The following is a 24,730-nucleotide window of genomic DNA, read 5'->3' on the forward strand; positions in this document are numbered from 1 at the left end:
AAAAATTATACCTTAATGCTAATAGGGTTGGCCGTTCTAGTTGTAGGATTTATCATTATGAGCATCGACTCTGAGCCTTTTGGCTTTGGTTTTTTAGGCCTTACATTAGGACCTTTAGTAGTGATGGCCGGCTTTCTTATTGAAATTGTAGCAATTCTTCATAACCCTAAAGAGAACAATGAGCCTAATTGAAGCCATTATTCTTGGCATTATTCAAGGATTAACAGAATTTTTACCTGTCAGCAGTAGTGGTCATATAGAGCTTGGAGCCTATTTACTTGACATACATACAAGCGACAACCTTCTTTTTACTATCATAGTGCATGCGGCCACTGCCTTAAGCACCATAGTTATTTTCAGAAAAGATATACTGGAAATAATAAAAGACTTATTTAAATTCCAATGGAATGAATCTACTCAATTTGTGGCTAAAATAGCTTTGAGTATGATTCCCGTCGGGATTATTGGCGTTCTTTTCGAAGATAAAATTGAAGCTCTGTTTGCCGGAAATGTAACATTTGTTGCTTTCATGCTTTTGATAACAGGCTTTTTGCTCACAGTTACTTATTACACCAACGATGGCACTAAGAAAGTAACGTTTGGCAGAGCCATCATAATCGGGCTAGCTCAGTCAATAGCTATTTTACCCGGAATTTCAAGATCAGGAACCACTATAGCCACCTCTCTATATTTAGGTGTAGAAAAATCAAGAGCTACTCGCTTTTCATTCTTAATGGTGCTCCCCCCCTATTTTAGGAGCTGCCTTATTAAAGACTATAGACTTTGTTAAAGCCCCTGAAGTAGCAGCAGACAGCATTTCAGGTGTTACCTTATTCGCTGGCTTTTTAGCTGCTTTTATCTCAGGCTTACTAGCTTGCCAGTGGATGATTAAAATAGTAAGACAAGGAAAACTAATTTATTTCGCCGTTTACTGTATTATAGTAGCGCTAGTTGTATTATCCGTAGTATATTTCTAATGAATAACACACCTCAGGAAGGCTCAGTACTACTTGTAGATAAGCCCTATGAATGGACTTCTTTTGATGTAGTAAAAAAACTGCGCTACGCTCTTAAAGTAAAAAAAATTGGTCATGCAGGCACGTTAGACCCACTTGCTACGGGTCTATTGATTTTGTGTACAGGTAAAATGACCAAGCAAATTGAAAAATTTCAAGCTCAGGAAAAAGAGTATACTGGCAAGTTCTATTTAGGCAAAACTACCCCCTCTTACGACTTAGAAACAGAAGTGGATAGCGAAACCCCGATTGACCATTTGCAGGAACAGCAGATACATGAGGCTACTGTTCCTTTTACCGGTCTAATAGAACAAACTCCTCCTATTTTTTCTGCTATTAAGGTTAATGGCAAAAGAGCTTATGAAGGAGCCAGAAAAGGCGAAGATGTTAAATTAAAATCAAGGCAAGTAGAAATAAAGGCATTTGAAATTACTTCAATTAATTTACCTGAAGTGAGTTTCAGAATTGTCTGTTCTAAAGGCACCTATATAAGAAGTATGGCTCATGATTTTGGCCAGGCACTTGGAGTAGGTGCATATTTATCAGAGCTACGTCGAACCCGAATAGGCGATTTTTCCGTTGATGATGCTAAAACAATAGAAGAAGCTATCAGTCAATGAAAATCTACCATGGCATAGATGATTTTAAAAAGCTCGGTTTTGCGGTAGTAACCAGCGGCACTTTTGACGGTGTACATATTGGGCATCAAAAAATCTTAGAGAGACTTAATGAAATAGCCAAAAAATGCGGTGGAGAAACCGTTTTGATCACCTTTTGGCCTCACCCCAGACTGGTCTTGTATCCTGATGACAGCAATTTAAAATTGCTCAATACTTTTGAAGAAAAGGCCGAATTACTTAAAAACCAGGGCATTGATCACCTGATAAGAATACCTTTTACCAAAGAATTTTCTAACCTTACTTCAGAAGAATTTATTAGACAAATTCTGATTGATACCATCGGCACTAAAAAATTGGTAATTGGCTACGACCATCGATTTGGAAAAAATAGAGAGGGCAGTTTTGAATACCTTAAAGCCAACTCTGCTGAATATGGTTTTGAAGTAGAAGAAATATCCAGGCAAGATATTGATAATGTAGGCGTTAGCTCTACAAAGGTCAGAAAAGCCCTATTAGAAGGCGATGCTACCACGGCTACTGAGCTTTTAGGCAGGCCGTATAGCATTAATGGCCGAGTAGTTAAAGGAGAAAAACTAGGTAGAATAATTGGTTTCCCTACAGCCAATATAGATGTTGACTTCCGCCACAAACTTATTCCGGCAGATGGTTCTTATGCAGTTAAAATTACTTGTAGTCACAATATTTATAACGGAATGTTGAACATTGGGTATCGCCCTACGGTTTCAGGTACTAGGCGAACCATAGAAGTAAATATTTTTGATTTTAATCAAGATATTTATGGAGAAAACATTTTAATTGACTTTATTGGTCGCATAAGAGATGAAATAAAGTTTGAGGATATTGAAGCACTTACTGCTCAACTCAAAAAAGATAAAATAACAGCCCAAAAGATATTATACACGTGATATAAATTGAGTTATTATGAATCCGCAGGACACTCCTAAACAGTTATGGTCACCCACAAAAGATTTTATTAACCATACTAACCTGTCGGACTATCTCAAATGGCTCAAATCCTATAAAAACCTCTCATTCAGCAATTATCATGAACTGTGGAACTGGTCTACAGAAAACATAGAACCGTTCTGGGAAAGTGCATGGCAATACTTCAATATCCAAGGGGGAGAATACTCTTCAGTGTTATCAGGAAGTAAAATGCCATTTTATAAATGGTTTGAAGGCGCCCAAGTCAATTATGCTGAACATATTTTTCTTTCCTATTCAGATGATATTCCTGCTATTATATCTAAGAAAGAAGGGCAGCCGACCATAGAAACCTCATGGAGCGAGTTAAAAACCCAAGTAATACAGGTACAACTATTGCTCAAGCAGTGGGGCGTTCAAGCTGGGGACAGAGTGGTCGCTTATTTACCCAATTGCTTAGAAGCTACAGTAGCATTTCTGGCTGTAAATAGTCTGGGAGCCATTTGGTCTAGCTGCTCTCCTGATTTTGGCCTTAGCTCTATTATTGATCGCTTTGAACAAGTAAAGCCTAAAGTGCTTATAGGTGTTGATGGTTATAATTATGGAGGTAAAAGCTTCGATAAAACATCGATCATATCATCTCTCCAAGAAGCCCTCCCTTCACTCGAGCATACCTTGCTTATACCTTATATTAATGCCGATATCTCTTCATTATCAAATTATCATTTGTGGAACGAACTGCCTCCTGCCCATGATAAAACACTAGACTTCAACAGAGTACCCTTTAATGATCCTATCTGGATACTATATTCTTCAGGCACCACAGGAGCTCCCAAAGCCATCACCCACAGCCAGGGAGGCATTTTATTGGAGCATTATAAATACATGAGCTTTCATCAGAATGTAAAGCCTGGTGACCGGTGTTTTTGGTACACCACCACCGGCTGGATGATGTGGAACTACATTCAGAGTGCCCTATTATGCCGCGGCACAGTAGTACTATATGATGGCAGCCCGGCCTGGCCAACAGTAGATGCCTTATGGAAAATGGCCGATGAACTAAAAGTAAATCATTTTGGCACCAGCGCCGGCTATATCGTTGCCAATATGAAAGCCGAAAAAAAACCGGGAAAAGAACACAACTTATCATCATTAATATCCATAGGCTCAACAGGATCACCATTACCTCCTGAGGGCTTTGATTATGTGTATAAAGACATAAAAAGTGATGTCTGGCTCACTTCTATGAGTGGCGGCACAGATGTATGCAGTGCTTTTGTAGGGGGAGTTCCTACCTTACCCGTCTATGAGGGCGAAATACAAGCAAGGGCTCTTGGCTGCCATTTATTAGCTTATAATGAAAATGGAGAGCCTGTAAATAATGAAGAAGGGGAAATGGTTATAACCAAGCCTATGCCCTCCATGCCTATATTTTTCTGGGATGATGAGCACTATGAAAGATACAAAACCAGCTACTTCGAAATGTACCCGGACATGTGGAGACATGGGGATTGGATAAAGATGACATCGCGCCAAGGCATAATTATATATGGCCGCTCTGATGCCACACTCAATAGAGGTGGTGTAAGAATTGGCACTAGTGAAATTTACAGGGCTGTAGATCAAATTACTGAAATACAGGATAGTCTTGTAGTTTGTATTGAAACACAAGCAGGTGACTTTTACATGCCATTATTCGTTGTAATGCAACCAGGTCAGCCACTGACTCCTGACCTCATTTCCAAAGTCAAAAAGGTAATTAGAGAAAGCTACTCCCCTCGTCACGTGCCTGATGACGTGATAGCTATTGAACAAGTTCCGTATACTATAAGTGGGAAAAAGACTGAAACACCTGTAAAAAAGGTACTTATGGGTAAAGATATTCAACAGGCTATGAATAAAGATGCCTTGAAAAATCCTGAGTCTATGAACTTTTTTATTAATCTGGCTAAAGAATTAGAGGCTGGTTAAGCAAAATCAACATACCTTTGCTGGTTTAAATAAAGAATGAGATAATGAGGAAATCAGAAATTAACTTCACCGTAGAATTAGATCAGGATAACATTCCTGAAAAAATCAGTTGGGATGCCACGGAAAAGCCAGAGGGTGAACTTTCAGAGACAAAAAGCATCAGTGTATCTCTTTGGGATGATATTCAAAAGAATACCATGCGTATAGACCTATGGACGAAAGACATGCCTGTAGATGAAATGAAAAGGTTCTATGTAGACTGCCTCGGAGGTATCGCACAAACCCTTCTTAACAGCACTGGAGATGAATTTATGGCATCGGAAATCAATAATATGTGCGAAAAACTAGCAGAACACTTAAGAAAAGAGACAGAAGGCTAATCTTAGGTTCTAAAAAAATCTTCGTAAACGATTCCGAAAAACTGACTAATTCTCTTAATTTTTAGAAGAATTTCTTGTACATTGAGTTAAAGACTGCCTTGCGCTTGCCTGGCAACATTCTCATGATAACTTATTCGTTAACTCAATGACTATGAAAAGAACCTTTTATCAGGGAGTACTTCTCATTTTCTTTTTCGTTGGAAGTATTCACTTAAGTCTTGCCCAAACTACTCTATCTGGTACTGTTACAGATGCAGACACAGGAGATCCTTTGGCAGGCGTAAACATAATTGTTAAAGGAAAAGTAATAGGTACCATCTCCGCACCAGATGGTACCTATTCCTTAACAGTACATGAAGACCCTCCTTTTACCTTAGTATTTTCCTTCATTGGTTATGCTCCACAAGAAAAGGAAGTGACAGGTGGCCTTTCTAAAATTGATATCGCCCTGCCGGCAGAGACCATGCTGGGTCAGGAAGTAGTGGTATCAGCATCGCGCGTAGAAGAAAACATACTCCAATCGCCTGTATCCATAGAAAAAATGGACATCAGAGCCATACAAGAGACTGCCTCACCCAGTTTTTATGACGCTATTGCCAATCTTAAAGGCATAGACGTCAGTACACAAAGTATGACCTTCAAATCTATTAACCCCAGAGGGTTCGGAGCTAACGGTAACAACCGAATAGTACAGCTCATTGATGGTATAGACAATCAGGCTCCAGGGCTCAACTTCCCGGTAGGAAATATTGTAGGTATCAGCGACCTGGACTTGGAAAGTGTAGAAATATTGCCTGGAGCAGCATCAGCATTATACGGACCTAATGCCATTCAAGGTATAATTCTTATGAATAGTAAAAGTCCATTCGAATACCAAGGACTCAGTGCCTCTGTAAAGGTCGGGGTTAACCATGTAGATGAAGAAGATGATGACATGTCAGCCTACACTGATTATTCAATACGATATGCAAAAGCTTTTAACAACAAATTTGCTTTTAAAGTAACCGCTTCATACCTCAAGGCTAATGACTTTAGAGGAGTTGATTACAGAGATCAGAGCAATTTGATTGAAACCAGCCCTGATTATGATCCCTCACAAGCTGGCTACAGAGATGGTAACCGTACCTATGATGGCGTAAATGTTTACGGAGAACCATTAGTAAACCTAGGACAAATTGCCGATGGTGTTATTGCTGGCGGCGGAGCCACAGGAGCTCAGATAGCAGCCATCAGACCTCTTATCCCTAATGGTGAGGCTGGCAACTTCACTCCTCTAGGTTTCACCGAAAGGGAGTTTGTAGATAACACTACGGAAAGCTTGAAAATGGGAGCCGCTTTGCATTATAGACTTAATGACGCCTTAGAGCTTATCGGTCAGTATAATATTGGTTTTGGTAGTACTGTATACACTGCTAATGACAGGTTTGTGCTAGATGATTTTTCTATCTGGACAGGAAAGTTAGAGCTTAAAGGGTCTGACTTTTTTTTAAGAGCCTACACTACACAGGAAGATGCCGGCGATAGCTATGCTGCTAATACGCTGGCCTCTCTCATGAATGCCAATTCATATATTCCTGCCTATTTTCAGAACTGGGTTGGAGCCAGAACCACAGGCCAGTCCGTAGAGGCTTCACACCAATTTGCAAGAGCTAACACTTCTCGATTACAAGTAGGCTCCGATGAATACAACACATCATTTGATCAGTTAAGGAGTACCCCCATTTCAGAAGGAGGTGCTAAGTTTTTAGATGAAACCAGCCTTTATCATATCGAAGGAATGTATAATCTTACGAAGCATATCAACTTTGCTGAGGTAATAGTAGGCGCTAATTTCAGAAGGTATAACTTAAGTTCAGGGGGAACTCTATTCGCTCTGGAAAACATAGATACAGGAGATGAATTTGATATTGATGAATTTGGAGGCTATCTGGAAATAAAAAAATCAGTGGCTGATGAAAGGCTGGATTTAACAGGCTCTATCCGTTATGATAAAAATGAGTATTTCAAAGGCCAGTTTTCCCCTCGCTTATCAGCTGTTTATTCCATGGGAGAAAACAAGATGCATAACATCCGGGCTTCTTACCAAAGAGGGTTCAGAATACCTACCACGCAGGATCAGTTTATCAATTTAGATGTGGTAAGCAGAAGATTAGTAGGTAGCAATGAAGCTTTAGTAGATCAGTTCAACTTCAGAACCAATGCCGTATACAATCTGGAAGACCTGCAAGCAGTAAGAAATGGAGAGATGTCAATTAATGACCTTACGCCTTGGACTGATTTTGATTTCGAAACAGAAAAAGTAAGTACTTATGAAATTGGTTATAAAAGCGTAATCAGTAATAAACTAATGATAGATGCCTATTATTATTACAGCAGCTATACTGACTTCATCTCGGAAGTAGATCTGATCCAAACTGCAGCTGGCAATAATAATTCCGGCCCCACACCTCTTTATGATGGGCCCGCTGCCTCTAGAGAAGAATTGGTTAACGGTACTGTACCTGTAGCCAGATATGGATTTGACATTAACTCAGATGAAACTGTTAACGCCCATGGATTTGCTGTAGGTGTTGATTACACACTCCCTAAAGGCTTTCAAGTTGGCGGCAATGTGGCTTACAATGAGTTGATCAATGAGGACGATCTTAAAGAAAAAGGTTTCAATTCATTCTTCAACACGCCAAAATGGAGATATAATCTCAAGTTTTCTAACCGTAAATTAACAGACCATCTCGGATTCTCTATCAATTACAGATGGCAGGATGCATTCTTCTGGGAATCATCATTTGGAGAAGGAGTAATCCCCGCGTTCGGCACTGTAGATGCCCAGGTCAGTTACAAACTGCCTAGCTTAAAGTCTACGCTCAAATTAGGTGGATCCAATATTTTGAACGAAAGGTATACCACCTCATTCGGTAACCCAAGAATAGGAGCCATTTATTATTTAAGCCTCACGTTTGATCAATTTTTCAACTAATAATATTTCAATGAAAAACTTTAAAAATATTACTTTTCTGATGATCATCTCGGGAGCTATTTTTAGTTGTGACACAGAAGATGAACTCATAGAAGATCGTATTGCAGATAATACAATCGAAATTTCTTATAATCAGGGAGAAGCCGATTTCAGTAATTATGTAGCTATTGGAAACTCTCTCACTGCAGGCTTAATGGACGCCGCTCTTTATAATGATGGGCAAGCCAGTGCTTTTCCTAATCTTATAGGCATGCAAATGGTAGAAGCAGGTTTTACCGCCTCTTTTAACCAACCAGACATCAATGCTACAAATGGTTACAATATAAGCCTCAACAGTAATCCTGCTGAAGCTACTTTTGGCAGGTATATTCTGGACACATCCATACCAGGACCAGTACCCACTACCCCCGGTGATGTGATCACCCCTTATAGCGGTGATAAATCTGCATTGAATAATTTTGGAGTACCCGGACTGAGAATAGCAGAACTTAACACTCCTGCTTTGGCTAATAATGGCTTTTATGCTCGTTTTGCCTCCAACCCAGGTACCTCTACCCTACTTGGTGACATACTAAATGCAGATCCTACTTTCTTTACCCTGTGGTTAGGTAACAATGAAATACTAAACTATGCCACCGCCGGCGGAGCTGGAGACACCCCACTTACCACTTATAGCCAGGCTCAATTTATGACTGACTACTCTACTATAATTGGTCAGCTGGTAAATGAAGGAGCCAATGGCGTTGTATTAAATATACCTCCGGTACTTTTAGTACCCTACTTCAGAGCCGTACCTTATAATCCCGTACCATTAGATGAAGCCACTGCCGCTCAGCTTAATGCCGGTTATGCAGATTATAATAATGGAATTCAATTTGCCTTAATGAATGATCTGATAGATGAAGAAGAAGCAGCCCGCAGAACTATACACTTTGCTGAGGGGCAGAATGCTTTTGTGATGGAAGATGAATATCTTACTGACTTGAATGAATTTGATATCCCTAATTACAGACAGACAGAAGCTACCGATCTGATACCGCTCCCTACCTCTACTGCATTAAGTACAGGAATAGGAACCTCCACTCCTGCAGCAGACCAATATGTACTCTCTTTAGAAGAGCAAACAGCTATAATCACCGCTCAGGCCACCTATAATACAGTGATCAGCGGTATTGCTGAGGCCACACCAGGAGTCGATATGTTTGATGTACAGCCTCTGTTCGCTGACCTGGCAGGGCTTACTCCAACACAGGCTGCTATGCTGGCACTCACTCCGGATGCTCAAGCTGCAGCTGACGGGGAGCAGGGTTTGGAATATGAAAGTGTAACCATAGCACCTGATTTTAGCCCTGCAGGTTTATTCTCAACTGATGGCATACACCCTAATCCTAGAGGACATGCTATCATAGCCAATGAGCTTATTTATTTTATTAATGATAAATATATGGCTAACATACCTAATTTGAATACTACCACTTACAGAACTGTTATATTCCAATAAACAGATCTTTTATAAGTCCAAAAGGCTCTCTTCATTAAAAAGAGAGCCTTTTTCATGGCCGTTCCATAACATTGCCATTAAGTGAGCGTTTATTTTTTTTAAAAGGAGGTTGAATAAATTTATTTAAGGTTAAATATTACATACCTCGCCATCTCTACCTTCAATTCTATATATTACCATAATGGCTGAGCGAATAAAAATATCCTCTTCCCCATCAAACTTTGAAGAAATTGTAGAATCGCTAGATGATATGATTTATGAGCTGGATAATAATGGCTGTTTTAAATATGCCAATGCCAGCTTAGTAAAATATTCTGGTTATTCTAAAGAGGAACTTCAGCATATACCTTATTATAAAATAGTAAAGCAAGAACAGCGAGATGAGCTGGTTCACTTCTATAAAGACCAACGCGACAAGAAACAGGCAGACTCCTACTTTGAATTTATAATGATTTCAAAAAATGGAGATGAGATATGGGTAGGGCAAAATGTGCATATGAGTTTCCATGAGGAAATTGTAACATCCATTAGGGCTGTAGCCAGGAATGTTAATCACTTTAAAAACACCAAAAAAAACCTCCTTAACAATGAGTCTCGGCTCGATGAGTTAATTGCTCATATCGATTTGTTTAACCAAATGACTCTTTCACTGCATTTAAGTGAACAGGAGCAAATACACCAGGCCATTGAAATATTATCGACTTACTTCGAACTGCCCTTGGGTATAGTGTGTAAGATTGAAAATGATCATTTTCAAATTATCGATTATTATAGTGGCAACACAGAAGTAACAATAAACTCAGAAGTCGCCCTCAAAAACACTTATTGCGTTCTTCCTTACGAAGAAAAGAAAATTATATCCATTGAAGACACGGCTAAATCAAGCTATAAAGAGCGTGATGGCTTTGCTAACTTCAAAATAAGAACCTTTATAGGTGTACCTATCTGGGTTAATGGAAACTGCTATGGTTCCTTTAACCTACTATCACCAACTCCGAAAAACACTCCTTTCAGTAAAAGAGAGATTGAGTTTATATGGCTAGTTTGTAACTGGCTGAGTAATGTTATAGAAAAGAGAGACTATGAATTACAGCTCAAACGTCAGTCTCAGCTGCTGAAGGATACCCAAAACATGGCTAATATTGGTCATTGGGAGGTAGACCTTCAGCAACAAAGCATCTTTTGGTCAGACATCACAAAAAAAATACATGAAGTAGAGCCCGATTTCTGCCCTAGCATGGAAGCGGCCTTTGAATTTTATAATGAAGATTCGAAGCCGGTAATAAGTGAATTGATAAATCATGCTATCAACACCGGTGAAGGATGGGAGTGCAAGCTGGGCATTATATCAGCAAAAGGAAACCATAAATGGGTAAGAACCATTGGTAGTGTAGAGTGGCAAAATGATAAAGTAAGTAAGCTGATTGGTGTTTTTCAGGATTTTACCCATGAAAAAAAACAGGAAGAAGAACTTATTCGCGCCAAGGAAGAAGCTGAAAATGCCTCACAGGCCAAAGCCGACTTTCTCTCTGTAATGAGCCATGAAATACGCACGCCACTCAACGCGGTAATTGGTCTTGCTCATATACTTTTAGAGGAATCACCTCAAGATCATCAGCTGGAAAATCTTAATACACTGAAATTCTCAGCCGAAAATTTACTTTCTCTCATAAATGACATACTAGATTTTAATAAGCTGGAAGCAGGTAGAGTAGATATGGAAGCCATTGACTTCAACCTGCTAGACACGCTGAAAGGAATAAAGCAATCTTTAGTATTGCGAGCAAAAAAACAGCCCATTGATATTCAGACCAGAATAGACATTAAGGTGCCGGAATATGTAAAGGGAGACTCCACCCGGCTAAGTCAGATACTGAATAATTTAACTGGGAATGCGCTGAAATTCACTAGTGAAGGCCACATCATTATCTCTGCCCATGTAGCAGAAGAGACAGAACATAATATATCTATCCAATTCTCCATAAAAGATAGTGGCATAGGCATAGCCAATGATAAGCATGAGCAAATTTTCAATAAGTTTAGTCAGGCAGAAAAAGAGACTACCAGAAAATTTGGAGGCACCGGTCTTGGCCTGGCTATTACTAAAAAGCTAATCAATCTCATGGGAGGCGAAATTCGGGTAGAGAGTATCTTGGGCAAAGGCTCCAACTTTTACTTTACCATCGCTTTCGAAAAAAGTAATAAAAAGGCCGCTGATGAGAACAAAACTAATCTCTCAGACATTGGCAATGAAAGCCTGAAAGGAATAACCATTCTCTTGGTAGAAGACAATGTGGTCAATCAGATGGTAGCCACTAAATTTCTGGATATGTGGGGAATAGAAGTAGAAAAAGCCGAAAATGGTGTAGAGGCCTTAACAAAAGTGACTAACAAAACCTATGATCTTATTTTGATGGATTTACAAATGCCTGAAATGGATGGGTATACTGCCAGCAGAGAAATAAGAGCTATGGGTGGTGATTTTGACAAAGTGCCAATTATAGCACTTACCGCCTCAGCCCTTTCTGATATAAGGTCTAATGTAATGGCGGCGGGCATGAATGATTTTGTATCCAAACCATTTAATCCTAAAGATTTATATGAAAAAATAAGCGCTAACCTCAATAAAGAAATTACTGCGCTGAAGGCTACTGAGCCAAAAGCAAAGCCCAAACCTCAGTTCATTAACCTTTCTAAGCTGGAAGCCCTTGCTGATAAGAATATTCCTCTTATGATTAAGCTGTTACAGACCTTTACCTTAGAAATGGGCAAGTTTAGAGATAGATATATTGAAGCCATAAAGCAAAAGGACATAGAATCTCTCAAGGCAGCTCACCACAAAATATTGCCCACTTTAAAAATGCTTGAAATAAGGCTTTTAGAAACTCAAATAGCCAAAGGAGAAGAGCTACTTAGCTCGGATGATCATGACAAAAGGGCAATGACCAATAATGTAATGAACGTAAAACAGCTCACTAATACCATCATTGACCTTTGTCATAAAAAGCTAAATACGCTCTAGCTCAAAATTTTCTTCAAAATGGCGGAAGTGATCAGATAAGTAGGCTTCACTCCTTCTAAACCTAAGCTTCCTGATGCCAGCGTGCTGCCTGTAACCAAAGGATTATCTGAAGCATAGTAAGCATATCTCACTTTGATATCCTCTTTTATGCTCTTTCTTATTCTCGCTGCGGATTGAATAGCTTTTTGGTAATGAGCTCCTTCCATTTCAAGACCTACCGCATTCCAGGTAGAAGTAAGAAAGTGATTGAGCACATCTCTGTTTTGCAATGAAGTACCCATAACAGTAATCATAGTACCTTCATAAGTAGATATTTTACCTTTAAACTCAGCAGGATCAAGATCATTATCAATTGGGTAATTATCAGCCGTACCTTCAAATACATGGGCAGTAGGTAACATTATATCACTTTTGTTACCTGTAAGAATTCCGGCCTTACCCATAATAGAAACAGATTGAATATTCATATCAAAAACATTCTTACTCTCTTCATAGGGCTTCAGCAGCTCATCCATACACTCAAAAGCTTGCTCACCAAAGGCATAGTCCATCACTATCAGTACCGGAGGCTCCAAATCATTGGTTGGCTTAAAATCTTCAGGCAAGCTATTGAAATCAACATGTGATAGATCAAAAATCTGCACTGATAAGTTAGTACCTGACTGATCCTGAATTTCATGCATTCCATGCTCCAGCGCATAGTCTTTTATTTGCTGACGCATTTCACTGTTTTCTTCTTTATTAGTTAAAGAAGCCAGCTCTTCTAAAGAAGAAAATTTCTCTCCTTTCAAGGCTCCTGGTCCGTATATAGCGTTAAGGAAACTGTGCAAATTAGCACTAATGATATGAATAGGCCGCTGGTGCAGCTCCTTACCATAAATGTATGATTTGATCTTTCTGGCCCATTTCTCACCATAAATATGATGACCTATTATCTCTCTCAGCTTAGAAGAAAAAGTAATCTCTCTCCCAGTTCCATCTATCGCTTCATTAATAGCCGTTTGACCAAGCCAGTACACTAAATGATAAAGGCTATTACTATTCTTACCTATACGGAATTTCTCTATTGCTACCTGAGTTTCTTTTATAGTTCTGCCTAAGAAGTTACTTAAATAAACAGCTGCTTTCTTTTCATCAAAGCTTTCGCCTTTTTCCTCCAGCTTTACTATTTCTTCCAGTCTATACCAGTCATCTATAATCCTGCCCTTTTGATCCAGGCAGTGATTTTTAATCTTTTCGCCTTCTATAAAAAGAAAAGTAAGGTGAGTAAGAATATCATAAATATCACTTCGCCCGCGAGTCATTTCTATGTACATGCGGTCTTCGTCTATTCGGTAGCAGTTTCGCCTTCTCTTTACAGGCACCATAGCCACGTGGCCTGCTTCTTCATACCCTTCTCTGGCTACTAACTTTATAAACCGGCACTCTTCTATACCCAAAGGCAAGCGCTCAATTACATAAAGAAGACCATCTAGCTCCACTTTACCAGGATCTGCCACAGTACCATAAATTTCAGGCTTTAGGGTAAGTAATGCCTCAATCAATGATTTACCAGAAACACCTAAAGGCTTATAGCTACCTCTTATGAATAAATGCCTCATGGTAATATACAAGCGCTCAATAGCAGCCCTTGATTCTCTCGTTCTCTCTTTCGATCCTGTCATGTTTATTTATAATATTCTGTAACTAAACTACTTAAATTTTTGCCTTTAAAAGAATAAAAATTCCCGTATAGCCTACAAAACTAATAAGGTCAGTGATTTTTGGCATTATTTTTCTAATTATTAATAATATGGAAACAATAATATCATACCCAACAGGCACCAAAAATGAGTTTGAGCATATTGAGAAAATTTCAAACCTACTAGATAGTAAATTCACCATTCCAGGAACTAATATTCGTTTTGGTTTAGATCCTATCTTCAGCCTCATCCCCGTACTGGGAGATGCCGCTACCTTCGTTATTAGTAGCCTATTAGTTTGGCATATGTCTAACCACGGAGCAAGTCAAAAAGTAGTGGTAAAAATGATGGGTAACGTGGCCATTGATACATTAATTGGCTCCATACCTTTAATAGGGACAGTTTTTGATGTTTTTTTCAGGTGTAACAATCGTAATGTGAAACTATTAAAAGAGCACTATCAGGAAGGAAAGCACCACGGGTCAGGCAAAGGAATAATTATTACCTGGATGATCATTGGTGGCGCTATAATTTTACTTTTATGCTATGCCGTAGTAAAATTATTGGTGGAGTTTTTTCAGTGGCTATTTTAAAATTGAATCTACACCCCAATTCTTATTTTTCAGGTGCTTTATCGCCTCTTTTGAATGATTCATCACTAAAAAATCAGCTGATATTTGCTGCCCCAGAGCATTAATTTCATCTAAACGGGCTTGGTCGCCCACATGCCTGATATATATAGCTTTGATCTGATTAGGGTATTTTTCACACAGACTTGTGTAAATTTCGGGATCTTTCTGCCCACTATCTCCTATTAAGATAAAGCTCAAGTCAGGATACATCTGCAAAATTTCTTCGATATAGGCCTTTTTATATTTGTCTGTGTTGAGCTTAAACCATTTTTCATTATCTAAACCCAGGTTTCTTAGTAAGAAAGGAGCCTTGGGTATATTATGATGCTGGCAAAACTTAGTGAGTAAATCATAAAGGTTAAAAGAGCTACCCGAAACAAAAAACAACGGATTTTTATTCTCATTTACTAACAAATGATATAACTCTTCTACCCCTTCAAATGGGGTTCGGCTTCTCCGAATTTTTGGTGAGCAGAGTATACATCTTTTTAATTGGGTTAGTAGCAAAACTCTGAATAATAGTATCGTCAACATCAGATATAACTCCAAAATCTGCCGACTGATCACATACCAGAATCTCGCCCTGAGCATATGATATATAATCTACATCATAAGGAATAGACTCAATTTCAATAGCCACTTTATGCCATCCGTTACTCAACTCTCCTGGCTGATGGTAAAATTCAAACTCAAAATACCCTTCTTCATTGGCATAAGTATTTACCTTTCGCCCTGCCAGAGAGGCACTGAGCTGAACGAAAGGAATTTCATCACTTTCATACCTTTTAAAAACCTTCCTAATATTATTCCAGACACTCCGGCCTTTATTGCCAGAAGTATGTATATCTGCTTCTTGCTCTAATACTCTGCCCGAGATTACACTTCTATGACTGTTACTATACCCTAAAAAAGGATAAACAATCACGGTATCAAAAAGGTGTAACTTCTCTTTGATCCTTAATTTGAGATGATCTAAAGATGACTCTATCCGACGTGCTTTTTCCTTTTGACTCATATTAGAAAAACACCATACCACATAAGATGTTTTTTAATTTATTCGTGTAGCAAAAAAGAGATAATGCAATAAAAATGAGGACGAGAAAAGGAATTTCAGGCATTCTGCTGCCTATAATCGAAGGAATATAAACTAAAATAAATAAAAATATTTTGAAATAAACACACGCACGCACACAATAATAAGTAAACAGCTGATAAACAGAGTTTTAAATAAAATTGATTCACTTGAGCTTAGGTAAAAATACCCATTGAATTAGGGGATTTTTACTATAAAACCGCCAACACGGGATATTAAAATATTAACTAATTTAAAGTGAGTAAAGTGAGGAAGTGCACTATGTATGGTCCATATAAATCAATTAAATTTCCTGAAGACGACGCAGAGTCTCCAAGATCCAACTCTATGCAATCAAACATTGTCAAGGACAAGATTATTTACATTTTAGAGAATACGCTTCAGCGTGAAGCCTATAAAAAGCTAAAGACTCAGGAGGAAAGGGTTCTGTTTTTTAAAGACCACTTTATCATGCGAGACCATGAATCCAGAAACCTCTTAAGTTACCTAAACTGTGAAAGCCCAGAAGATTTTGAAGAAAGAATAAATATACTCATCACTAAGATTGAACAGCAAATTGCTTAATTAGCATAGGGAAACAGAGGTTTCAAGACATAAAAAAACCACTTTAATGTAAGGGCTAAGGCCCAGCACTAAAGTGGTTTACTGATTTACAGAAATTATTTTTATTTTATGGTATGTGTACCCTCACTGATGTTCACATCATAAAAATCAAGATCGATATCAAATTTAGCTTTATATTGAGATGCTAATTCTTCTTTAAATGTAGGGATGTATTCATTTTTCACCAGGTTAATAGTGCAACCACCAAAGCCTCCGCCCATCATTCTAGAGCCTTTTACATCCTCTTTTGAGTTAGCAAAATCAGCCATAAAATCTATTTCAGGACAAGTGATTTCATACTCATTCTTCATTGCTTCCTGAGCACTAGCCAAGATTGAAGAAACCTCATCAAGATCATGTCTCTTTAAGGCATCACAGAAACGCTCTACCCTTTCATTTTCCTCTACCACGTACTTACATCTCAAATATACTACAGGATCAAGCTCAGCTTTGTAAGTTTGTAACATATCTTTAGTTACATCTCTCAAAGACTCTACTTGCGGGTGGTGAGATTTCAATACTGCTACACCTTCTTCACACTGCTTTCTTCTCACATTATATTCTGAGCTAGCCAAATTATGACTTACATGACTGTTGCATAACAAAAGGCTGTATTCTTTAAGCTCTAATGGAAAGTAATCATACTCTAATGATCTACAATCAAGTAAAATCACCTGATCTTCTTTACCCATTACACTGGCAAACTGATCCATAATACCGCACATTACACCTACATAATTGTGCTCCGCTTTTTGAGATGCTTTTATTATCTGCTCTTTTTCAAGACCTAAGCCAAACAGCTCATTAAGACCAAGGGCAGTACCACACTCTAATGCAGCAGATGATGACATACCCGCTCCCTGCGGCACATCTCCACTAAACACTACATTAAATCCTTCCAGCTCCTTACCTAAGCTTAATAGCTCACATGCGGCACCTAAGATATAGTTATACCATTTTTGCTCTACCTTGAAAGTAGGCTGGCTAATATCAAAAGTGAAATCCTCATTCTGATCTACAGATACTAAGCGGGATGTTTTGCTTCCGCTTTTACCAAGTGCCATATATATGCTCTTGTCTACTGCGGCGGGCAATACAAAGCCTAAATTGTAATCAGTATGCTCCCCAATCAAATTTATCCTTCCCGGAGATCTTACAATAATTTCTGGAGCAACACCAAACTCCTTAGAATAAGTCGATTTTATCTTTTCTAATATGGTTGTATTCATGAGTTTTACTTTAGAATGCAAATATATTCAATATTAACATTTTTAGAGTTAAATACAATTATTTTAAGCGTAAATCATACGTTTATTTCTATAAATCCGTTTACAGTTGTAGTTTAAAGAATAATCAAATTTAATTAGTATGTATATAGCTGACCAGATGTGGGTAGCAATCGACTGCCTTGTGTTTGGATATGATGTTCAGGAGGAAAAACTGAAGGTTCTTCTCTTTAAAAGGAAGGTAGAGCCCTTTTCAGGCCAATGGTCTCTGATTGGAGGCTTGGTAAATTATGATGAAGATTTATATGCCTCTGCAGAGCGTGTTTTAAAAGAATTCACCGGACTGAAAGGTGTATTTTTAGAACAATTACAAACTTATGGCAAGGCGGATCGAGATCCTGGAGGTAGGGTTATTTCTATTCTATTCTGGAGCCTTATAAAATTAGATCAGTTATTTAAGGACATAGCTAAAGCACATGGAGCTAAATGGTTTGACATAGACCAGCTGCCGGAAATGGTATTAGACCACTGCCAAATGGTAGAAAATGGAAAAGAAAAACTTCGATTCCAGGCTAAAAATGCTCCTTTAGGGTTTGAGCTATTGCCAGAAAATTTCACCATGCCGCAATTGCTACAGCTTTACCAGGCCATTTATGGACAACAGCTCGATGACCGGAACTTCAGAAAAAAAATACTATCTACCAAGCTGTTGATAAAGCAAGACTTTAAAGACAAGTCTACTTCTAAGAAAGGAGCCTATTTTTATCAATTTGACAAAGAGAAGTATCAGGAATTAAGAAAGAAGGGCTACCACATAGAGTTTACCCTAAAATAAAGCTGCTTATTTCTGCAACTCCTTATATGTTTCCATTTTACTTAAAGCAATGGCATATGCTCCTAAGGCTATGGCCTGGCTGGTCCCCAGTCTGGATACGCCCATAGGCAAACGCTTGTCTGCTATATACGAGACCTTTCTATCAGAAAATGGCACCACTACTTCCTTCACATCATGATTAAGGAAATGCTGCATACCGGCTTCATCATCTATATTATATACTTTAGAAGCTAAGCGAGGCATTTTCACCCCCTCAAAATTCTCTATAGTACCATTTAAATGATCTATAATTTTTGAAGCAATTAACTTATAAGCTCCCGCTATTCCCCCTCCTATTACAATAACACCATCAAGCAAAGTAGCGGCATTAGCCAGTGATTCTGCTACGGCTACGGCCATTTCATCAAAGGCAAATAAAGCAGCTTCCTTATTTCCTGCCATTCTACCTATAGCTATATCATAAATATCTTTCGGAGTTAACAACTCATCAATGCCCGCCTTTTGAGAATAGCTGCGCTGTACCGCCCTAATGCTCACTCCCTCTTCAGCAGTAAGCCTGGTATCCGTAAAATTACGCATGGCCCATATTTCCCCTCCAGCAGAGTTATCTCCTTCGCATAGTTGATTATTGATCACTATTCCTCCACCAAATCCTGTACCCAGGGTTATGCCTAAGAGATTTTTATACCTTTTATTTATGCCTGCTTCTGCCAAACAGTTATTCACTTCAGGCAGGAGACCCATCATCGCTTCGCCATAAGCAAAAAGATCTCCATCATTACCTATATATACCGGAATATGAAAATGATCTTCCAACATAGGGCCCAGTGCTACTCCTCCCCTAAAAGCAGGCAGGTTAGCTAAATCTCCTATAATTCCTGAACTATAATCTGATGGACCGGGAAAAGCAAAACTAATGGCTGAAGGCGCTACAGGCAACTGAGCTTTCACAGCCTCAAATCCTTCTAATATTGTGTTTAAACATAGCCTAAGGTCATGAGCTCCAGAAGGTAATGTTATATCACTTATAATCTGACTGCTGTGTTGTATGGCCGAAAAAACAAAATTAGTCCCTCCCGCATCCAGCGTCATCACAATTCTGTCATCGTCAGATATATTCATAAGTTTATATTAAATTCTAATCTATTGAGTAACGTTATGACTCAAATTTAATTAAAAAATCGATTTAGCAATATAAAAATCTGATAATATAGCGCCAATAGCAATCAATCGGGCAAATTGATTTTAATAATAGTATATTTGAATTACATTAAGACTAATATGAAAAAGCAGAAATTCTCAATTAAGGACATTGCTACCAGCCTCAATATTTCGAAAACTACTGTTTCCTTTATATTAAATGGTAAGGCCAAAGAAAAACGTATCAGTCAGCCATTAGTAGACAAGGTACTTAAATTTGTAGAAGAAGTAGGCTATACGCCAAATCAATTTGCCCAAAGTCTTCGCACAGGAAAGACCAAGATATTAGGCTTAATGGTAGAAGACATTAGCAACCCTTTTTTCGCTCAAATAGCTAGAAACATAGAAGATAGAGCGTATGAAGCAGGTTATAAAATCATTTACTGTAGCACAGAAAACGATAAAGAAAAGTCTAAAGAATTTCTGCAAATGTTCCAAAGACTTGGTGTAGACGGCTACATCATAACCCCTACTGTAGAACTAGAAGAGGATATAAAGCCCCTGGTGGAAAGCAATGAAAACATCATATTGCTAGATAGAAACTTAACCAGCCTTAACACCGATTATGTGATGGTTAATAATTCCGAAAGCGCATATGAAGGCACCAAGCACCTGATAATGAATGGGTTTAGAAAAATCTCATTTATCACTATTTCGTCGAACCAAAATCAAATGACTGAAAGAAAAAGGGGGTATGAAAAGGCTATGAATGATCACGCCCTGCAGCCACTAGTGCATGAGGTTTCTTTCAAAAAGAACTATAGTGATTCAGTAGCTGAATTAAAGGCCATTTTAAAAACAGAACCTGATATAGATGCCATTCTCTTTGGTGCCAACTACCTGGGAGTAGCCGGTTTAGAGGCCATTTCACAGTTAGATATGAAAATACCAGAAGACCTTGGGGTGGTCTCTTTTGATGATAATGACCTTTTCAGAATAAATAAACCTTCCATCACAGCCATAGCGCAACCTATTGAAGAAATATCCGAAACGGTAATTAACCGATTAATTGATCAGATTAATACTGATAAGAAAAATACTAATAAAGAAGGCCTGTTTTTACCTACTACTCTGATAGCCAGAGAGTCTTCTCAGAAGTAAACATAAATCTATAAAAAGAGGCCGTATCATTCCAACGTTGTAACAATCAACAGTGTCTATTAACTAAACGCTAAATCAACAAATCGAATGAATACACTAAAACCCTTTAAAACGCTTTTTTATATAACCACATTATTGATCAGTGGATTTTCTCTAACCAGCTGCCTTGACACGGATGATCCTACTGTAGAATACACTCCGGTTAGTTTTATAGCCATATATCAAGGTGTACCTGACTTAGAGGTAGAAATTGAATTAGACAGCCAAACTATTACCACTAATGCGCTGGACTATGAAGTATACACGAACTACTATTCTTATCCTGTAGGGCAAAGAAATTTTAAATTTGAATCTGAAAGCGGTGACTCACTAGCCTATATATCGTACCGATTTGAAGAAAATTATTATTATTCCATATTCTTATCTGGTACAGACTCTACAGTTCGCCCTGTATTAACAAGAGACACTCCGCTCAGCAGTCTGGAAAACGATGCTGCCGTAAGATTCGTTAACTTGTCTCCAGATGCTCAGCCGATTGGCCTAAGAGTGAGAGATGCTGAATCTAATTTATTTAGTTACAGTCCTTTTAGAACTGTTACTTCTTTTTCAGAGATAACTGCAGCCCCTACGGTATTTGAACTGGTAAATACTGAAGGTGAAGTGTTAGCTTACAGTACAAGTAAAAGATTAAATATGGGCCAATACTATACTATTATAGCCCAAGGTTATGCAGAGCCGGCAGACGGACAGCCAGATCTTAAGATCAAAATAATTTCGAATTCTAATTCCAACTAAATACGGTTTAAAAGGGGGTAGACCATTGGTTTATCCCTTTTTTCATGCCTTAAAAGTATTTACACTCCATTTTACTGTATAAAATTCTCATTTTTTATGCAGATTAGTATGTAATGGTCTTAATTACTTATACTTCTATTGCCTCCCCTATCAGCGAATCAATTTACTCAAAATATCAGCCTTTACTGAGCACTTATGACCAGCACAGGCTTAAAAGCTTTATCCGTAAAAAAAGTGCTGATGCCACCCTCGCCGGGAGAATACTTTTATTAGAAAACGCCCATTCACTTAACTATTCAATCAATCTTAGTGATATTAAAACCTCAACTGCAGGCAAGCCATACCTACCCAATGGTCCATTTTTCAGTATATCTCACTCTGCCGAATATGTAGTCTGCGCTATTTCTGCTGATGAGCAACCGGGGATTGACATAGAAAAAAAGCGGCCTTTCGCCATTAATGGCTTTCAAGATCAGTTTTCTGATAAAGAATGGGAAACGATTATTTCTGCTAAAGACCAAACTGGCCAGTTGCTAAAATATTGGTGTGTAAAAGAAGCCTTATTAAAAAAAATAGGAATGGGCCTGGAAGTGCCAATGAAAGAAGTCTTCATTAAAAATGATAAGGTGACTTATCAAGAAAGAGATTACTACTCTACCATTATCCCTATTTCAGATGAATATTCTACGACTTTAGTTACCAGCAACAAGCCTGAATATGAAATAAGGCCATTTAACTTACAGGAAGTAAGCATCGAAAATTAGGAAGGCTATAAATAAAAATTGTATCAAAAGGAGATTACTGATTGGCAAATCAATTGAGACACATAAATCAATCCCTCTCCTCCTGATACAATTATATTTTAACTACTTAAGCCGTTGCTTTAGCATAGTTTTCTTCAACTGCTTTCCAGTCTAGCACATTCCAGAATGCGTTGATATAATCAGGTCTCTTATTTTGATATTTCAAATAATAAGCGTGCTCCCATACATCTAATCCTAAAATAGGAGTTCCTTGCTGATCAGCAACATCCATTAAAGGATTGTCTTGGTTAGGAGTAGAAGTGATTTCTACTTCACCATCAGCTGTAACATAAAGCCATGCCCAACCTGATCCAAATCTGGTAGCAGCAGCCTGATCAAATGCTTCTTTGAAAGCATCAAGGCTACCCCATTTTTTATCAATAGCAGCTTTTAAGTCTCCAGAAGGAGCTGTAGCTGGTGATGGAGAAAGGATGCTCCAGAATAAAGAGTGGTTATAATGACCACCACCATTATTTCTAACACCTGTTCCGTATTTGCTTACACTTTTTAGAAGATCTTCTAATGATTTTCCTTCAGCATCTGTTCCTTCTACTGCAGCGTTTAATTTCGCTACATATCCACCGTGGTGTTTTGAGTGGTGGATTTCCATTGTTTGTGCATCTATATTTGCATCTAAAGCATCGTAGGCATAAGGTAATGCCGGTAATTCGAAAGCCATAATTGTAATTATTTTATGTTAAACATTGTTTTACTCTATACTAGTAAGCCTTTTTTGCTATTGATTTTGCTTACATGAGACAAAATTATTTAATTTGAATAATTAAACAAGAAATCACTTGGAAAAATATTTAAACTTAGACAACTACCACCTCAATCAGGCTCAAAGACAGATCATGATCTATCTTAAGCTTAATGGCGCCCAGCCGTCTAACGTGATGGCCAAGCACCTGAAAATAACCAATGAAGGCACTCGTCTGCATTTGGTAAAGCTGATAGAACAAGGATTGGTAAAGTCAGAGCAACAAACCAAAGGTGTAGGCCGCCCCACTTCTATATATGAAATTACTGAGCAGGGTTCAGATTTATTTCCTGACACGCATGCAGACCTGACAGTTCAACTTTTACATACTATCAAAGATGAATTGGGAGATGAAGCGTTAAACAAGTTAATAGCTGCACGCGAAAAGGATTTTTCTGCCAGATATAGTAATGCTATAAATGAAGAAGGCTCGTTAGAAAGTAAGCTGGAGACTTTGGTAAACATGCGTACTGATGAAGGCTATATGGCCACCTGGGATAAAGATGGCAATGAATATCTATTAGTAGAAAACCACTGCCCCATCTGCTCAGCAGCAAAAGAATGCCAGGGATTTTGTGGTGCCGAACTCAATAATTTCAAAAAAGTATTTGGTCCTGATGTAGAGGTAGAGCGCTCCGAACATATAGTAAAAGGTGATCGCAGATGTGCTTATAAAATCAAAAACAAAGAATAAAATCAACACTGATTGATTTTTACCATATCTGCTTTGCATTCTACTATCTTTTAAAACACTTCTCCTCTTAGCTTTGTCAAAGTAATAAAACTAAAAAATAATGCTATGACAAAAACAGCGATAGTAACAGGAGGAAGCAGGGGTCTAGGCAGAGATATGTCTATCAACCTGGCTAAAAAGGGGATTAATGTAATACTCACCTATAACAGTAATGAAGACAAAGCCAACGAAGTGGTGGCTGAAATAGAGGCTTTAGGCCAAAAAGCAATTGCTTATCAATTAGATACCAGCGATGTTTCTCAATTTGACGCTTTTCTTAAAAAGGCCACTGATCATTTACAGGAAAAGGAAGGCCAACCTAATTTTGATTTCCTCATTAACAATGCAGGAATAGGTTTACATACTCCCTTTGCTGAAACTTCCGAAGAGCAGTTTGATCAGCTCATGAACATCCACGTAAAAGGCGTATTTTTCCTTACTCAAAAGGCATTACCCTTTATGAATGACGGCGGTGCCATTATTAACATCTCCAGTGGTTTAGCCCGATTCTCTACTCCCGGATATTCAGCCTACGCTTCTATGAAAGGAGCCATTGAAGTACTCTCTAGATACCAGGCACAAGAACTGGGCAGCAGAGGCATTCGCTCTAATGTAGTGGCTCCTGGCGCCATTGAAACAGACTTTGGCGGCGGCTTGGTAAGAGACAACAAAGAGGTAAACAAGGTGATTTCTTCTTCCATAGCACTAGGCAGAGCTGGCTTACCTGAAGATATTGGTGCTGTAGTAGCCTTTTTATGTACTGATGAAGCGAAATGGATCAATGCGCAACGCATTGAAGTTTCTGGTGGACAATATATTTAAAGCAACAAAAACG

24 protein-coding genes are annotated in these 24,730 nt (G+C 38.4%); 18 read left to right on the top strand and 6 right to left on the bottom strand.

Going from position 1 to position 24,730, the window contains the following annotated elements; translation table 11 throughout:
* The first annotated feature begins 15 nt into the window (after nucleotides 1-15).
* From LVD15_RS00605 to LVD15_RS00645, 10 genes are all read left to right on the top strand, one after another.
* Complete coding sequence (locus LVD15_RS00605; RefSeq protein WP_233778370.1) at nucleotides 16-192, top strand: DUF3098 domain-containing protein; 177 nt, start codon at nucleotides 16-18, stop codon at nucleotides 190-192.
* Entirely contained in the window at nucleotides 179-790 is a 612-nt protein-coding gene (locus tag LVD15_RS00610) for an undecaprenyl-diphosphate phosphatase (RefSeq protein ID WP_306416814.1), read from the top strand. Before LVD15_RS00605 ends, LVD15_RS00610 begins: the two co-directional genes overlap by 14 nt.
* Nucleotides 777-977 (top strand): undecaprenyl-diphosphate phosphatase, encoded by a 201-nt coding sequence (locus tag LVD15_RS27045; RefSeq protein WP_306416963.1) that lies wholly within the window; start codon nucleotides 777-779, stop codon nucleotides 975-977. The genes LVD15_RS00610 and LVD15_RS27045 overlap by 14 nt, the downstream gene beginning before the upstream one ends.
* On the top strand, nucleotides 977-1,636 hold the full coding sequence (truB, locus tag LVD15_RS00615) for a tRNA pseudouridine(55) synthase TruB (protein ID WP_233778371.1): 660 nt from the start codon (nucleotides 977-979) through the stop codon (nucleotides 1,634-1,636). The genes LVD15_RS27045 and truB overlap by 1 nt, the downstream gene beginning before the upstream one ends.
* Nucleotides 1,633-2,562 carry a bifunctional riboflavin kinase/FAD synthetase gene (locus LVD15_RS00620; RefSeq protein WP_233778372.1) on the top strand — a complete coding sequence of 310 codons (930 nt, stop codon included), beginning with the start codon at nucleotides 1,633-1,635 and terminating at the stop codon, nucleotides 2,560-2,562. The genes truB and LVD15_RS00620 overlap by 4 nt, the downstream gene beginning before the upstream one ends.
* A 16-nt stretch (nucleotides 2,563-2,578) precedes the next feature.
* Complete coding sequence (locus LVD15_RS00625; protein WP_233778373.1) at nucleotides 2,579-4,552, top strand: acetoacetate--CoA ligase; 1,974 nt, start codon at nucleotides 2,579-2,581, stop codon at nucleotides 4,550-4,552.
* A gap of 44 nt (nucleotides 4,553-4,596) precedes the next feature.
* On the top strand, nucleotides 4,597-4,932 hold the full coding sequence (gene gldC / locus LVD15_RS00630) for a gliding motility protein GldC (protein WP_233778374.1): 336 nt from the start codon (nucleotides 4,597-4,599) through the stop codon (nucleotides 4,930-4,932).
* 151 nt (nucleotides 4,933-5,083) lie between these two features.
* Nucleotides 5,084-7,909 (top strand): TonB-dependent receptor, encoded by a 2,826-nt coding sequence (locus LVD15_RS00635; protein WP_233778375.1) that lies wholly within the window; start codon nucleotides 5,084-5,086, stop codon nucleotides 7,907-7,909.
* Nucleotides 7,910-7,919: 10 nt separating this feature from the next.
* Nucleotides 7,920-9,410, top strand: coding sequence for an SGNH/GDSL hydrolase family protein (locus LVD15_RS00640; RefSeq protein WP_233778376.1), 1,491 nt, complete (start codon nucleotides 7,920-7,922; stop codon nucleotides 9,408-9,410).
* 181 nt (nucleotides 9,411-9,591) lie between these two features.
* On the top strand, nucleotides 9,592-12,432 hold the full coding sequence (locus LVD15_RS00645; RefSeq protein ID WP_233778377.1) for a response regulator: 2,841 nt from the start codon (nucleotides 9,592-9,594) through the stop codon (nucleotides 12,430-12,432).
* Here the strand turns inward: LVD15_RS00645 and LVD15_RS00650 are convergent.
* Nucleotides 12,429-14,096 (bottom strand): DUF6909 family protein, encoded by a 1,668-nt coding sequence (locus LVD15_RS00650; RefSeq protein ID WP_233778378.1) that lies wholly within the window; start codon nucleotides 14,094-14,096, stop codon nucleotides 12,429-12,431. The two genes, LVD15_RS00645 and LVD15_RS00650, sit on opposite strands and share 4 nt — an antisense overlap.
* 128 nt (nucleotides 14,097-14,224) lie before the next feature.
* Between LVD15_RS00650 and LVD15_RS00655 the strand changes: the two genes are divergently transcribed.
* Nucleotides 14,225-14,707 carry a DUF4112 domain-containing protein gene (locus LVD15_RS00655; protein ID WP_233778379.1) on the top strand — a complete coding sequence of 161 codons (483 nt, stop codon included), beginning with the start codon at nucleotides 14,225-14,227 and terminating at the stop codon, nucleotides 14,705-14,707.
* Here the strand turns inward: LVD15_RS00655 and LVD15_RS00660 are convergent.
* Nucleotides 14,699-15,160, bottom strand: coding sequence for a phosphatase domain-containing protein (locus LVD15_RS00660; protein ID WP_233778380.1), 462 nt, complete (start codon nucleotides 15,158-15,160; stop codon nucleotides 14,699-14,701). The genes LVD15_RS00655 and LVD15_RS00660 overlap by 9 nt on opposite strands.
* Nucleotides 15,161-15,182: 22 nt before the next feature.
* A complete protein-coding gene (locus LVD15_RS00665; protein WP_233778381.1) occupies nucleotides 15,183-15,761 on the bottom strand; it encodes a hypothetical protein in 579 nt (192 codons plus the stop codon).
* Nucleotides 15,762-16,085: 324 nt separating this feature from the next.
* Between LVD15_RS00665 and LVD15_RS00670 the strand changes: the two genes are divergently transcribed.
* Nucleotides 16,086-16,403: a hypothetical protein gene (locus LVD15_RS00670; RefSeq protein ID WP_233778382.1), complete on the top strand. Its 318-nt coding sequence runs from the start codon at nucleotides 16,086-16,088 to the stop codon at nucleotides 16,401-16,403.
* A 101-nt stretch (nucleotides 16,404-16,504) separates the two neighbouring features.
* Here the strand turns inward: LVD15_RS00670 and galK are convergent, their stop codons facing one another.
* Complete coding sequence (galK, locus tag LVD15_RS00675) at nucleotides 16,505-17,671, bottom strand: galactokinase (protein ID WP_233778383.1); 1,167 nt, start codon at nucleotides 17,669-17,671, stop codon at nucleotides 16,505-16,507.
* Nucleotides 17,672-17,810: 139 nt separating this feature from the next.
* Here galK and LVD15_RS00680 point away from each other — a divergent pair, with 139 nt between their 5' ends.
* Complete coding sequence (locus tag LVD15_RS00680; protein WP_233778384.1) at nucleotides 17,811-18,503, top strand: NUDIX hydrolase; 693 nt, start codon at nucleotides 17,811-17,813, stop codon at nucleotides 18,501-18,503.
* A gap of 6 nt (nucleotides 18,504-18,509) precedes the next feature.
* On the opposite strand, the gene LVD15_RS00685 is transcribed toward LVD15_RS00680, so the two are convergent.
* Complete coding sequence (locus LVD15_RS00685) at nucleotides 18,510-19,625, bottom strand: ROK family protein (RefSeq protein WP_233778385.1); 1,116 nt, start codon at nucleotides 19,623-19,625, stop codon at nucleotides 18,510-18,512.
* 159 nt (nucleotides 19,626-19,784) lie between these two features.
* Here LVD15_RS00685 and LVD15_RS00690 point away from each other — a divergent pair, with 159 nt between their 5' ends.
* The 3 genes from LVD15_RS00690 (at nucleotide 19,785) to LVD15_RS00700 (ending at nucleotide 22,363) form a co-directional block, all read left to right on the top strand.
* Nucleotides 19,785-20,804 carry a LacI family DNA-binding transcriptional regulator gene (locus tag LVD15_RS00690; RefSeq protein ID WP_233778386.1) on the top strand — a complete coding sequence of 340 codons (1,020 nt, stop codon included), beginning with the start codon at nucleotides 19,785-19,787 and terminating at the stop codon, nucleotides 20,802-20,804.
* A gap of 87 nt (nucleotides 20,805-20,891) precedes the next feature.
* Nucleotides 20,892-21,599 (top strand): DUF4397 domain-containing protein, encoded by a 708-nt coding sequence (locus LVD15_RS00695; RefSeq protein ID WP_233778387.1) that lies wholly within the window; start codon nucleotides 20,892-20,894, stop codon nucleotides 21,597-21,599.
* 113 nt (nucleotides 21,600-21,712) lie between these two features.
* Nucleotides 21,713-22,363 (top strand): 4'-phosphopantetheinyl transferase family protein, encoded by a 651-nt coding sequence (locus LVD15_RS00700; RefSeq protein WP_233778388.1) that lies wholly within the window; start codon nucleotides 21,713-21,715, stop codon nucleotides 22,361-22,363.
* Nucleotides 22,364-22,469: 106 nt separating this feature from the next.
* Here the strand turns inward: LVD15_RS00700 and LVD15_RS00705 are convergent, their stop codons facing one another.
* Complete coding sequence (locus tag LVD15_RS00705) at nucleotides 22,470-23,081, bottom strand: superoxide dismutase (protein ID WP_233778389.1); 612 nt, start codon at nucleotides 23,079-23,081, stop codon at nucleotides 22,470-22,472.
* 118 nt (nucleotides 23,082-23,199) lie between these two features.
* Between LVD15_RS00705 and LVD15_RS00710 the strand changes: the two genes are divergently transcribed.
* Nucleotides 23,200-23,856: a helix-turn-helix transcriptional regulator gene (locus tag LVD15_RS00710; protein WP_233778390.1), complete on the top strand. Its 657-nt coding sequence runs from the start codon at nucleotides 23,200-23,202 to the stop codon at nucleotides 23,854-23,856.
* A 105-nt stretch (nucleotides 23,857-23,961) separates the two neighbouring features.
* The gene (locus LVD15_RS00715; protein ID WP_233778391.1) at nucleotides 23,962-24,717 is read left to right on the top strand and encodes an SDR family NAD(P)-dependent oxidoreductase; all 756 of its coding nucleotides are present in this window, start codon (nucleotides 23,962-23,964) and stop codon (nucleotides 24,715-24,717) included.
* Nucleotides 24,718-24,730 lie beyond the last annotated feature (13 nt).

The sequence above is a fragment of the Fulvivirga maritima genome (genome assembly GCF_021389955.1).
GTDB lineage: Bacteria > Bacteroidota > Bacteroidia > Cytophagales > Cyclobacteriaceae > Fulvivirga > Fulvivirga maritima.